General features: G+C 66.9%; 11 protein-coding genes and 3 tRNA genes. 10 read left to right on the top strand and 4 right to left on the bottom strand.

Annotation, left to right across the window (positions count from 1 at the left end):
* Positions 1-218: 218 nt before the first annotated feature.
* Positions 219-306, top strand: a tRNA-Ser gene (locus QF206_RS08290).
* Between the two features lie 33 nt (positions 307-339).
* Here QF206_RS08290 and QF206_RS08285 read toward each other — a convergent pair.
* Complete coding sequence (locus QF206_RS08285; RefSeq protein ID WP_281488747.1) at positions 340-924, bottom strand: helix-turn-helix domain-containing protein; 585 nt, start codon at positions 922-924, stop codon at positions 340-342.
* A 173-nt stretch (positions 925-1097) separates the two neighbouring features.
* Here QF206_RS08285 and speB point away from each other — a divergent pair, with 173 nt between their 5' ends.
* The 7 genes from speB to QF206_RS08250 all read left to right on the top strand — a co-directional run bounded on the left by speB (position 1098) and on the right by QF206_RS08250 (position 7797).
* The gene (speB, locus tag QF206_RS08280; RefSeq protein ID WP_281488746.1) at positions 1098-2045 is read left to right on the top strand and encodes an agmatinase; all 948 of its coding nucleotides are present in this window, start codon (positions 1098-1100) and stop codon (positions 2043-2045) included.
* A 72-nt stretch (positions 2046-2117) separates the two neighbouring features.
* On the top strand, positions 2118-2543 hold the full coding sequence (locus QF206_RS08275; protein ID WP_281488745.1) for a YybH family protein: 426 nt from the start codon (positions 2118-2120) through the stop codon (positions 2541-2543).
* A gap of 62 nt (positions 2544-2605) precedes the next feature.
* On the top strand, positions 2606-4009 hold the full coding sequence (locus tag QF206_RS08270) for a purine-cytosine permease family protein (RefSeq protein ID WP_281488744.1): 1404 nt from the start codon (positions 2606-2608) through the stop codon (positions 4007-4009).
* 57 nt (positions 4010-4066) lie between these two features.
* Positions 4067-4717 carry a cyclase family protein gene (locus QF206_RS08265; protein ID WP_281488743.1) on the top strand — a complete coding sequence of 217 codons (651 nt, stop codon included), beginning with the start codon at positions 4067-4069 and terminating at the stop codon, positions 4715-4717.
* A 157-nt stretch (positions 4718-4874) separates the two neighbouring features.
* Complete coding sequence (locus tag QF206_RS08260; protein ID WP_281488742.1) at positions 4875-6137, top strand: LCP family protein; 1263 nt, start codon at positions 4875-4877, stop codon at positions 6135-6137.
* A gap of 189 nt (positions 6138-6326) precedes the next feature.
* Positions 6327-6415, top strand: a tRNA-Ser gene (locus QF206_RS08255).
* A 734-nt stretch (positions 6416-7149) separates the two neighbouring features.
* The gene (locus QF206_RS08250; RefSeq protein ID WP_281488741.1) at positions 7150-7797 is read left to right on the top strand and encodes a UdgX family uracil-DNA binding protein; all 648 of its coding nucleotides are present in this window, start codon (positions 7150-7152) and stop codon (positions 7795-7797) included.
* A 14-nt stretch (positions 7798-7811) separates the two neighbouring features.
* Here the strand turns inward: QF206_RS08250 and QF206_RS08245 are convergent, their stop codons facing one another.
* Together QF206_RS08245 and QF206_RS08240 are read right to left on the bottom strand one after the other, a co-directional pair.
* Positions 7812-9740, bottom strand: a complete 1929-nt coding sequence (locus QF206_RS08245) for a BCCT family transporter (protein WP_281488740.1) — start codon at positions 9738-9740, stop codon at positions 7812-7814.
* Between the two features lie 189 nt (positions 9741-9929).
* Positions 9930-10496, bottom strand: coding sequence for an SRPBCC family protein (locus QF206_RS08240; RefSeq protein ID WP_281488739.1), 567 nt, complete (start codon positions 10494-10496; stop codon positions 9930-9932).
* Between the two features lie 185 nt (positions 10497-10681).
* Between QF206_RS08240 and QF206_RS08235 the strand changes: the two genes are divergently transcribed.
* Positions 10682-10754, top strand: a tRNA-Arg gene (locus QF206_RS08235).
* 134 nt (positions 10755-10888) lie between these two features.
* Positions 10889-11353, top strand: a complete 465-nt coding sequence (locus tag QF206_RS08230; RefSeq protein ID WP_281488738.1) for a nitroreductase family deazaflavin-dependent oxidoreductase — start codon at positions 10889-10891, stop codon at positions 11351-11353.
* Here QF206_RS08230 and QF206_RS08225 read toward each other — a convergent pair.
* On the bottom strand, positions 11310-12536 hold the full coding sequence (locus QF206_RS08225) for a YihY/virulence factor BrkB family protein (protein ID WP_281488737.1): 1227 nt from the start codon (positions 12534-12536) through the stop codon (positions 11310-11312). The genes QF206_RS08230 and QF206_RS08225 overlap by 44 nt on opposite strands.
* Positions 12537-12550: the final 14 nt, after the last annotated feature.

The following is a 12550-nucleotide window of genomic DNA, read 5'->3' as shown; positions in this document are numbered from 1 at the left end:
GTCGTCAACCGCTGGCGGCATCCGTTCCGTGGTCACCGCACTACTAACCCGCCCGTCCGCGCCAGTTAGGGACATCTGCGCCACTTCCTAGTGGCGCAGATGCGATTAGGTGGCGCGCAAGCGACGTGCATCCGAGATCGCGGCGGGCCGGTCAGGGCGTGGCGACTGCGGGCACCATCGGGGTGCAGCGGCGTCCGATATGCTCGTGACTCGTATCTGGAGGGCTGTCCGAGCGGCCGATGGAGCTGGTCTTGAAAACCAGTGGGCAGCAATGCCTCGTGGGTTCGAATCCCACGCCCTCCGCCAAGCGGCTCCGCCAAGCGGCTCCGCCGCAGGTTGCTACCCGGCGCCGCTCCAAGATGCCGGCACGACCACCCAGGCGACCTCGGCTCCGGTCTCGGCATCCGCCACCCAGTTGTGCGGCTCCCGCCCCGGGAACGTCAGCGAATCGCCGGCCTCGAGCACGATCTCGCGACAGACGAACTGCACCGTCACCGACCCTGAGATGACGTGGAGCACTTCCACCTCGCAACTGATCGTGTAGAAGCCTTCGCCCCCGGTCGCTCCGGGCTGCATCGACGATCGGATCATCTGCACCCTCGATTCAGAGCGCGGTGAGATCAGCCGCTCATCGAGCTTCGTGCCGCCGAGGTTTATGCGGGGCGCCTGCGAGAGCTGGATCCGCTGGATCGGAGGCTCGGCGAACAGCGAGCCCACCTCGATCGAGAGCACCTGACAGAGCTGCACGAGCGTGGCCACGCTCGGGGATGTGTCGTCTCGCTCGAGGCGGCTGAGGAAGCCCTTGGTGAGCCCGGTCGCATCGGCCACTTGCGCCAGGGTGAGCCCTTGCCCCTGGCGGGCGCTGCGGATGCGGGCGCCGATCAGGAGGGGCTGACCACTTGGCGAAGGTGGGACGGGTCGCATGGAGAAACTCCTGATGAGGGTGGCAAGACAGGTTGGGTTGCCGCATGCTGGCGGTTGGAGCGGTGATCACGGTTGCAGCTCCACGAAAGAGGGGCGTCCGCGTTGACAGTCTTCCGAGCCGCGGCGTAGCATGACGGCCAAGGTTTACCTCAATTTATCGGAAGTTTAGCTATATGCAACTCAGTGAGCCCATTGGTCCTGTCGACGCGAGCGTCGTTCCTCGTTTCGCCGGCATCGCCACCTTCGCCCGCCTGCCTCGCCTCGACCAGGTCGACCGCGCGGACGTCGCAGTGGTCGGCGTGCCCTTCGACAGCGGCGTCAGCTACCGCCCCGGCGCCCGTTTCGGCCCGTCGCATGTGCGCGAGGCATCCCGTCTGCTGCGGCCGTACAACCCGGCACAGGACGTCTCGCCGTTCGCCGTGCAGCAGGTCGCAGACGCGGGCGACATCGCGGTCAACCCGTTCAACATCGATGAAGCGGTGCGCGATATCGAGGCCGGCGCACTCGAACTCGCCGAGAAGGCCGACAAGATCGTCACGATCGGCGGCGACCACACCATCGCGCTGCCGCTGCTGCGCGCAGTCACCAAGAAGCACGGCCCGGTCGCGGTGCTGCACTTCGATGCGCACCTCGACACCTGGGACACCTATTTCGGTGCCCCGATCACCCACGGCACGCCGTTCCGCCGCGCTTCGGAGGAGGGCCTCATCGACCTCACCGCGAGCATGCACGTCGGCACTCGTGGCCCGCTGTACGACGTCGGCGACCTCGAAGACGACAAGCGCCTCGGCTTCGCGATCGTCACGAGCGAAGACATCGAAGAGCGAGGCGTCGAGGTCGCCATCGAGCGAATCCGCACCCGCATCGGCGACAAGCCGTTGTACATCTCGATCGACATCGACGTGCTCGACCCGGCGCACGCGCCCGGCACTGGCACGCCCGAGGCCGGCGGCCTGACGAGTCGCGAACTGCTGCGCATGATCCGTGCGCTCTCCGATCGCAACATCGTCGGTGCGGATGTCGTCGAGGTCGCACCCGCGTACGACCACGCCCAGTTGACCGCTGTGGCGGCCAGCCATGTCGCTTACGACCTCATCAGCGCCATGGCACCCCGCGGCTGATCCGCCACCGGCATCCCGGATACGCAATTCGGATGCCGCGACCAGCAGTCACGCAGACCGAAGGAGCAAGCGATGACCACCCGCACGCCGACCGAGAGCGAGGTGCTGGCCGCGGCATCCGCCATCGTCGATGCCTTCGCCGCCACCGACACCGAGCGTTACTTCGCCGGGTTCGCGCGCGATGCGACGTTCCTGTTCCACACCGAGCCGCAACTGCTCGACACTCCTGAGTACGAGGACATCTGGAAGGGGTGGGTGGCCGACGGCTGGCGCGTGCTCGAGTGCCGGTCGAGCGAGCGTCGCGTGCAGACGTTCCCCGGCGGCGCCGTTTTCACCCACCACGTGTTCACGCGCGTCGACACGGGAGACGGTGAAGACGCCTACGAGGAGCGCGAGACGATCGTGTTCAGCGTCGATGACGATGGTCTCATCGCCGTGCATGAGCACTTGTCGCCGATGCCGCAGGACGACGCTGAAGACGACGCCGACGCTCCCTGACCCCCTGCGAGCGCATCCCACCTGCGCAACGCCCCCTCGACACCCTGAAAGAGGAGACAGCAATGTCGCTCTACGCCCGACTCGATCGACGCCTCGAGGCGCAGGCAGAAGGCAGTGGGCCGATCCGAGGTACGCTCTCGCTGCCCAGGATCGGCATGATCTGGCTGGCCGCGAACCTGGTCGTCACCACCCTGCTCACCGGAACCTTCTTCGTGCCGGGTGTCGACTTCCGCACGGCGTTCCTGATGATCGTGCTCGGCACCGCCGGCGGGGCGATCGTGCTGACGTCGATCGGCGCCATGGGCACCCGCACCGGCCTGCCGACGATGGCGCTCACCCGGGGTGCATTCGGCATCAACGGGAGCTTCCTCCCGGTAGCGGCGAACGTGATCATCCTCATGGGCTGGAGCTGGGTGCAGGCCATGCTCGCCGGAGTCACGGTCGACGCTCTCGTGCACAGCCTCACCGGGTTCTCCAACCCGATCCTGTTCTCGGTGCTCTGCCAGACCCTCGTCGTCATCATGGCGATCTTCGGGCACGAGGGCATCGCGCGCCTCGAGCCGTGGTTCGCCGTGCTGATGCTCGTCATCATCGCGTGGATCTTCATCACCGCGTTCACGACCTTCGACCTCGGGGACTTCCAGGCGGTCGAGCCCGACCCCTCATACGGCATGAACGCGATCTCGGTGCTCGACATCGTGATCGCCACGGCGATCTCGTGGACCGTGCTGTCTGCCGACTTCAACCGGCTCGCCCGCACCACGAAGGCCGGCGTGATCGGCTCCGGCGTGGGCTACACGCTCTCGACTGTCACCTCGATGACCCTCGGTCTCACCGCGTTCGTCTACATCATGCTGTCGGACGGCACACCAGACGTCTTCGACCCCGCGGTGTTCGTCGAGCACTTCGGAGCGCCGATCGCGATCGTCATCTTCCTCTCGGTCATGGCGACGAACACCATGGTCGTCTACGGCATGGTCACCTCGGTGGTGAACGCAAAGGCCGGGAGCCGCCTTCGATTCCTGCCGATGGCGCTCCTGCTCGGCGGCATCTCGATCATCGGCTCCACCTGGCTCGCTCTGCTGAACCAGTTCACCGACTTCCTCGTCATGATCGGCGCCTTCTTCGTGCCGGTATTCGCGATCATGATCGTCGATTACTACATCATCAAGCGGGCGTCGTACGGGCGCGACATCCTCGCGGCACGAGGCGGGCGCCACTGGTACACCGGCGGTGTCAACTGGATCGCCATCGCGGTGTGGGTGCTCGGCGCCGTCATGTCGTATGTCTGGGCGTACGTCTGGCCGCTGCCGGTCGGGGCGACCATCCCGGCATTCGTGCTGAGCTTCGTCGTGTACCTGCTCGCGATGCTGCCCGACCGGGCACGGCATGCGGCCGAACCGAGCCGCCACCTGGCGGATGTCGACGCGAACGAGGCCGACCGCACGGCTGTCGAGAACGGTTGAGCGATGACCTCGGGGTCGCGCCGACACGCCGCCGCATCGTCCGCCAGGACGACGCCCATGCGTGAGCTGAGCCGGAGCATCACCGACGCGATGATGGTCTACCCGGGCGACCCCGGGGTCACGATCGAGCCGGGACTCGTGCTGGCCCGTGACGGCGTCGACGTTGCGCAACTGCACATGGGAAGCCACACCGGCACCCACCTCGATGCGCCGTCGCACACTGTCGAGGGCGGTCGCACCACCGGCGACATCGCGCTCGATGAACTGGTGGGCGACGCGCTCATCGTTCACCTGGGGGAGCTCGCCGACGGCCAGCAGTACGGTGTCGCCGAGATCGCGGCCGCGCTCGGCGGGGAGCTGCCAGAGCGCGTGCCTTCGATCGTGGTCATGCACACCGGCTGGGAGAAGCACTTCGGCACCGAGCGGGCGCTGCGGCATCCGTTCATGGCCGCCGAAGCAGCGCAGGAGCTCCGAGACAGAGGCATGCACCTGCTCGCCGTCGACACGCTCAGCCCTGATGAGACGGGGTCGGATGCCGGGGGCTTCCCCGTGCATGAGGTGGTGCTCGGCGGCGATGGGCTCATCGTCGAGAACCTTGCGGGGCTCGACGGGCTGCCCGTGCTCGTCGAGCTCGGCTTCTTCCCACTGAAGATCGACGCAGACGGCGCGCCGGTAAGAGCGGTCGCCTTCGGCGTGCCGGCAGACTGACGCGCGAGGCCCTTCCGGGCGGCCAGGAGTGTGTCGCGCTCAGCTTTCGCGGCACGTTCTTCGTTTAGTCTGGTTCGCGCGGGCGCTCCCGCGACTTCTTTCCTCGACATCGTCACCGAGCAACAGCCGCACGAGAGCAGACCCGCCCACACCGATCATGCCCGCATCGCAACGCCGCAACGCCGTAACGCCCCGTCACGCCCGCCGTCGCCGCCACCGCGCCTGGCCGGCTCTGCTGAAGGGCGTCGCCGCTGTGCTCTCGGTCGTGCTCGTGAGCGGCGTGTCGGTCGCGACCGTGACGGCCGCGCAATTCGCCAGCAATCTCGACACGGTGGACCTCGCCAGCGGGCAGGGGGCGCCGCTTCCGCAGATCGGCGAGTTCGACGGCGGCTTCAATATTCTGCTGGTCGGCAGCGACAGCCGTGAGGGACGCGAAGAGGCGTTCGGCTACACCGGGAGTGAGCTGAACGACGTCAACATCCTGGTGCACGTGGCGAACGACCACAGCAGCGCCGTGGTGGTGAGCATCCCGCGCGACCTGGTGGTCCCGGTGCCTGCTTGTCCCGACCCGCATGGCGAGGGCGAGTTGTCGCCCATGCGCGCGCAGCCGATCAACTCGACGCTCGGACATGGCGGGCTCGCCTGCACCGTGCTGACCGTCGAGGAACTCACGGGCCTCAGCATCCCGTACGCCGGTCTCATCACCTTCGACGGCGTCGCCATGATGTCTTCAGCGGTCGGCGGCGTCGACGTCTGCATCGACGCCCCGATCTACGACCGCTATACGGGGCTCGACCTGCCGACCGCCGGCAACCACACGCTCGTGGGCTATCAGGCGCTCGCGTTTCTCAGGTCGCGACACGGGGTGGGCGACGGCAGCGATCTGGGGCGCATCAGCTCGCAGCAGGTGTACATGTCGTCGCTCGTCCGCACGCTGAAGAGCTCGGACACCCTGACCAACCCCGGAAAGCTCTACAACATTGCCAAGACCGCGACCGAGAGCATGACGCTCTCAACGAGTCTCGCCAACCTCGACACCATGGTGTCGATGGCGAACGTGCTGCGAAAGCTCGATCTTGAGAAGGTCGTCTTCGTGCAGTACCCCGGCACCACTGGCCTCGGCGGCGTCTACGAAGGCAAGGTAGCCCCCATCAAGTCGCAGGCCGACGCCCTCATGGCGAAGCTGCAGAACGATGAGCTCTTCGCGCTCGAGGGCAAGACCGGTGTCGGTTCGACGCTCGCGCCCGGCTCAGAGCCGACCGAGCCCACCGAGACCGCCGCGCCTGCGCCGGAAGGAGAGGGTGCGGAAACCGCGACTCCTACTCCGACCGAGTCGGCGTCGCCGACACCGGAGCCCGAAGTACTCGAGGGCGTGCTCGGTCAGACCGCCGCTCAGCAGACCTGCTCGCGCGCGAACTGAGCATGCGCTCGCGGCGGCGCTAGTTCGCAGGCGCGGGCCCGAGTTGTCGACGCTGGACAGAGCTGCAACCCCGGCCGACGCTTGCATCTCTGGCCGACGCTTGCAACTCTGGCCGAGTAGACGGCTTCTCGTCGATCGTCGGTGTTCGAAGCCGCTCACGGATGCCGGTATGCTTGCACAGGACTATCTGGAGACGTCGCATAGTCAGGTCTAGTGCACCACCCTGCTAAGGTGGAGTCCCCTCCGGGGGACCGAGGGTTCAAATCCCTCCGTCTCCGCTCATGAAAACACCCGGCCAAGGCCGGGTTTTTTCATGAGCGGGTGCTGTGGCTTGGACTCTCGGGTGGGGTCACGCCCACGGGCGCCGAGCGTTGCGGACCAATGGTGGGGGAGGACCACGGGAGCAAGCCCCTCCGTCTCCGCCAAGCGCTAGCCCCGCACTTCCGCGAGATTCCAGCGGTTGTTGGGGCCTTCTGATACGGCGGTGCTAGCGCTGCAAGTCTCCGTCGCCGTGCGGCAACGACCGATTGCTCGCATCTGAGTCTCCGCTTCGACGACGACGGAACTCATGGCGACCGTGGCTCGGGCTGTGGATTTGAGCGTCAGCGTCTGACAAGCGCTCAGTCGATTGAGCAACCCGCACTCCCAGCGCCCCGCAGAGGATGCACCCGAAGTACGGACGCTCCGAACCTCCGATGTGCTGCAGCGGGTAGAGGCAGTCTCGACAGATCAACGGTCGAAGTTGGTCATTGTTCATGCGTTGGATCGCGGCTCCGCGTTCGGTGGCACTGCTGAGCATGAGCGAACTGCACGGTGGCCCAATCCCTCCGCGGCGCGCCCTCTTCGATCAGCGTTGAGCCTTGCCATGGCCTAAGAGGTTAGCGCGGCTGGCGCGCAGGTCAAGGAGCACTCCCCGCTTCTCGGTTGAAGCGCAGCGGGCTCGCAGCCAGGCGCGAGCCTTACCTCGGCAGAGCCTCCTTCCGCACGCGCGGCCCGCTCCTACACTCGGGGCATGGCTCCCGAACTCGCAGAGGTCGAGCGTCCCGGCGCGCAGCGGTGGGTGCCGGCAGAGGCGAGCCTCGGCGAACTCAAGCGCGCGGCGGAAGGATGCCGCGGCTGCGAGCTCTGGAAACCGGCCACCCAGGTGGTGTTCTCCACCGGCCCGGCCACTGCGCGGCTCATGCTCGTGGGCGAGCAACCGGGCGATCGGGAGGACGAGGAAGGCAAGCCGTTCGTGGGGCCTGCCGGGCGTGTGCTCGCCGAGGCGGTGGATGCCGCCGGCATCCGTCGTGAGGAGCTCTACCTCACGAACGCGGTGAAGCATTTCAGGTTCGAGCAGCGGGGCAAGCGGCGCATCCACGCCAAGCCTGCGGTGGCGCATATCGTGGCATGCCACCCGTGGCTCGAAGCGGAGTTCGAGGCGGTGCAACCGCAGGCGATCGTGTGCCTCGGCGCCACCGCCGCGAGGTCGGTGCTCGGCCGCACTGTGGCGATCGGTCGGGCGAGGGGCGAGCCGCTCGTGCGCGAGGGGCTACCCGCACCAGTAGTCGTGACGGCGCACCCCTCGGCGATCCTGCGGTTGCGCGGAGACGACGATCGCGAGGCCGCGTTCGCTCAACTGGTCGCCGACCTGAGGACTGCCGCCGGTCTTCTGCGGTGAAGCAGGCCCCGCCCCTACCGGATCGGCGGGGGAGCGTCGTCGCCCCTGTCGGGCACCTCGTCGACGTCGTGCAGCGGCGCCTCGCGGTCGTGGTCGACGATCTCGTCGACATCGTTCGGCGCGGCCGACTCGCTCTCCGCTTCTTCAGCGGCGAGAGCCCGTTCGGAGGGGTGGATCGGGTGGGGTTCGCCCACAGGAGCCGCCGGCCGTGCCGGCTGCTGCGGCAACGGCGAGGTCGGGCCGACCGCAATGTCGAGCGGTGCCCCGCCCCTCCTCAAACGCTGCCTGGCGAGCAAGAACAAGCGTCCCAGGGCGGTGCCGCCGGCATCCGGAGTCGGCACGCTCTCGGCCTCCAGACCGTAGTACTCGCCGATGTGGTCGACGAACCGCGCGCGTCGTGCGAGATCGTACGCTCGTCTCTCGCGCTGGAACGCCCGGACGGTTGAGGCGCACATGAGCAGCATCACGACGCTGAATGGCAGCGCGATGATGATCGCGGCGGTCTGCAGTGCCTGCAGGCCCCCGGCGAGCAGCAGCGCCGTGGCGAGCACCGCAGTGATGAGCGTGAAGAACGTGCGAACCCCGCGCGCTGGGCTGACCTGGCCGCCGGTCGCGATCATTCCCATGACGAGCGCGCCGGAATCGCTCGAGGTGATGAAGAAGATCGCGATGAGCAGGATGGTGCCGATCGTGAGCACCGGCGTACCCGGCACGTGCCGGAGCAGCTCGAACAGCGCCGCCTCGACGTTGACGGTGCCGTCGGGCCGCGTCAGCGTGCCGGGGGATGCCGCCTCGAGCACGAGCGCCGAACCCCCGAGCACGCTGAACCAGAGGATGCCGAGCAGCGTAGGAACGAGCAGCACGCCGGCGACGAACTGCCGCACTGTGCGTCCGCGAGACACACGCGCGATGAAGATCCCCACGAAGGGCGCCCAGGAGATCCACCACCCCCAGTAGAACGAGGTCCAGCTCGCCTGCCAGGCCTCACCTGCCGCACCCTGGAACGCGCTCACGTTGAACGCCAGGCCGACGAAGTTCTGAATGTAGTTGCCGATCGATTGCACGAACTCGCGAAGCAGGAATCCGGTGGGGCCGACCACGAGCAGATAGAGCAGGAGCAGTCCGGCGAGCACGAGATTGATCGACGACAGCCACTTCATGCCACGGGCCACTCCTGAGAGCACCGACATGAGCACGAAGACGGTGATCACGGCGATGATCCCGATCTGCGCGCCGACCGACGGCTGGAGCAGCCCGGACGCATCCAGCCCAGCCGAGATCTGCAGCACGCCGAGCCCCAGCGAGGTCGCGACGCCGAAGAGCGTGCCCGCCAAGGCGACGACGTCGATGACGTTGCCGACCCAGCCGCGAATGCGGCGGCCGAAGAGCGGCTCGAGGGTCCAGCGGATCGAGATCGGGCGCTTCCGGCGGTGGATCGCGTAGGCGAGCGCGAGACCCACCACGACATACATCGACCAGGCGTGCACGCCCCAGTGCAGGTAGGTCTGCGTCAGCGCCTGCTGGGCAAGCTGCTCGGTCGTGCCGGTCACGCCGGGTCGCGGTGTCGCGAAATGGCTCAGCGGTTCGCTTACTCCGTAGAAGACCAGTCCGATCCCCATGCCCGCCGCGAACAGCAGAGCGAACCAGGCGCCGAGCGAGAACTCCGGCTGGTCCTCGTCACGCCCGAGCTTGATATCGCCGAACCGGCTGAACCCGAGAAAGAGGCTGAACGCCACGAAGAACGCCGCGATGAGCACGTAGTACCAGCTGAACGCATTCACGATCGACGACTGCACCGCACCGAACAGGCGTTCGGCCGTCTCGGGCGCAATGATGGCGAACGCTGAGAACGCGAGCACTACTACAGCCGTCGGCCAGAACACCCACGCCTCGAGGGCTCGCCGCGTGGCCGGCCGCTGTCGTTGCTCGCTCGCCGTAGTCATCACGTTGGATCCTGTCCTCTGCTGCAGTGACATGCGCGGCGCACCGTTCATCGCCGCGCGCTAGTGCGCCGCCCCATGGTGACGCAAGCAGACGGCGCGCGCCCCTGGTGCAACAGGGGCGCGCGCCGTGGTCTGACGCCATCTGATCGCGGCTCGAGCTCAAGAAGCCGCGGCCGCGGTCAGGTGCGACTAGATCCGGGTCTCAGGCGGGTCAACCGGAGGGTGCATCCGGGGGTCGGTCGAGAACTCGGTGCCCGCGCGCTTCGGCGGGTAGTGCTGATGGAACTCGTTCTCGTCACCGATCACGTCGTCCTCGTTGGTCGCCATACCGGACTGCCGCATGTGGTGCTCGACGAAATCCTTGAAGTGGCCGAGCGCCGTCTTCAACTGCATGGCGTCGACGTGCAGCACCGCTCCGACCTTCTCGACGAATCCCTCAGGCTCCCAGTCGACTTCGACTTCGACCCTGGTGCGGCCTCCGTCGATCGTGCTGAAGATCACCCGACCCTGGTGTTCGGTGTCGCCGGTGCTGGTCCACGAGATGCGCTGGTTCGGAACGCTGTCAGTCGTGCGCGCATCGAACTCGCGCTCCACTCCACCAACGGTGACGGCCCAGTGCGTAGTGTCGGCGTCGATGCGCCGCACAGACTTGACGTTCGGGAAGTACCCGGGGAACGCATCAACATTGCGCCACTGGGTGTACACCGTCTCGACCGGTGCATCGATCTCCACATCGGCGTTCGTCGTGTTGGACATCAGCCCTCCTTCGTCGGAATCTCTTGACACGGCTGGTCAAGTGCCGCCCATGGTAGGCGGGCCGGTTACGCCGTGACAGGGGAGGGGACGGATGCCGCAGCTTCCGCTCAGGCTGCGCTCAGCCCCACCCAGATTTCGGAGCCCCCACAACCTGTTATGCTTTTCAGGTTGGTTTTCGCCAGCATGCGCCCGTAGCTCAATGGATAGAGCATCTGACTACGGATCAGAAGGTTGGGGGTTCGAGTCCCTCCGGGCGCGCATCTGTTTCTCCGTGGGCTTCGGCGATCACGTCGCACACGGGGCCTTCATCCCACCGGCATCCGCCCACGTGATCGCGTGCCGAGCCGGAGGTCGCGGGGGCTGTAGTCTCCCAGTGTCTGGGAGGGGACCACATGGCATTGCAGGGTGAATACGCGCCGAGCACCTCGGATTGGGCGCGTGAACAGGCCGAGCGGTACGAAGCATCGGGCGGCACCGAGGCTGCAACGCTGCGCGGGATGCCGATCATCGTCGTGACGACGGTCGGAGCCTCGACCGGCAAGCTGCGGAAGACGGCGCTCATGCGAGTGGAGCACGGAGGGAAGTATCTGCTCGTCGGTTCGAAAGGCGGAGCTCCCAAGCACCCGGCGTGGGTGTTTAACGTTCGGGCGAACCCGCTCGTCGAACTGCAAGACGGCGCCGTGAAGCGTGCCTACCGCGCCGTCGAAGCCGCTGGCGCGGAACGCGAGGAGTGGTGGCCGCGCGCGGTCGAGGCATATCCGCCGTACGCCGACTACCAGAAGAAGACGGATCGACTGATCCCGCTCTTCGTGCTCACCCCCGTGGAGGAGCAGTTGGAGGGGCAGCCGGAGGAGTAGCTCCGCTTCGCGTCTTGGCCTCGCGCTTCCGTAGCTTCTCCGCGCGACGCGCGGCCTCGCGCTCGCTGCGCTCCTGCTCGCGGCGCCGCTGGTCGGCGGCCGCAGCCTCGGCGGCGGCACGTTCGCGAAGCTCTCTTCCCCGCTCGATATCCTCTTCCGCCTTGGCGGCGAGCTTGTCGGACTTGCGGGTATCGCGCGGCGGCAACTGCACAGAGCGCTCGGCCTCGATGCCCGCCTGCAACTGGCGCCCGCGTTCGAGTTCCGCGTCGACCTCTGCCCCGAACAACAGCACCATGTTCGTGATCCAGAGCCAGAGCAGGAAGATGATCACCCCGGCGAGTGAACCGTACGTGCGGTCGTAGTTCGAGAAGTTGGTCACGTAGAGGCCGAACGCGAGAGTCGCGAGCACGATCACGACGAGCGCGATGAGAGCGCCCACGCTCATCCAGCGGAATTTCGGCTGCTTGACGTTCGGGGTCGTGTAGTACAGCAGCGCGATGATGACCACAGCGGCGATCGCGAGCACGGGCCACTTCGCGATGGACCACACGGTTCGGGCAGTGTCACCGATGCCGAGAGCGTTGCCGACGGCATCCGTCACCGGGCCCGAGATCACCAGCAGCGTGATCATGACGATCACCAGCACGACCAGGCAGATCGTGATGAGCAGCTGCTGCGGCTTGAGCTTCCAGAACGGCCGACCCTCGACGACTTCATAGATGCGGTTCATTCCGCGGCTGAACGCGGTCACGTAGGCGGATGCCGACCAGATCCCGAGCACGATACCGGAGACGAGCGCGAAGCCCGCCGCTGGCGAGTCCACGAACTGCCGCAGCGGCGCCTCGATCAGTTGAACCGTCTCGCTCGGAGCCAGTTGGCGCACGATGTCGAGGATTGCGCGCACGGCCTCGCCCGACTGCCCGAACAGGCCGAGCAGCGACATCACGACCAGCAGCCCCGGGAACAGCGAGAGCACCCCGTAATACGTGAGCGACGCGGCGATGTCGATGCACTGGTCGTCTGAGAACTCGCGCACGACCTTACGGGCGATGTACTTCCACGAGGGCTTCTCGACCTGCGTCGGCCAATCGACCTTCCGCTCGGCGTCCGGATGCGGCGCATCCTGCTTCGACCTCGGGTCCTGCTCGCCGAGGGTGCGGGCATTGGGGGAGTTGCGAGACATCGGTGCCTTCTTCA

It is taken from the genome of Ruicaihuangia caeni, assembly GCF_029952955.1.
Lineage (GTDB): Bacteria > Actinomycetota > Actinomycetes > Actinomycetales > Microbacteriaceae > Ruicaihuangia > Ruicaihuangia caeni.
This window is presented reverse-complemented; position numbering and strand designations above follow the sequence as displayed.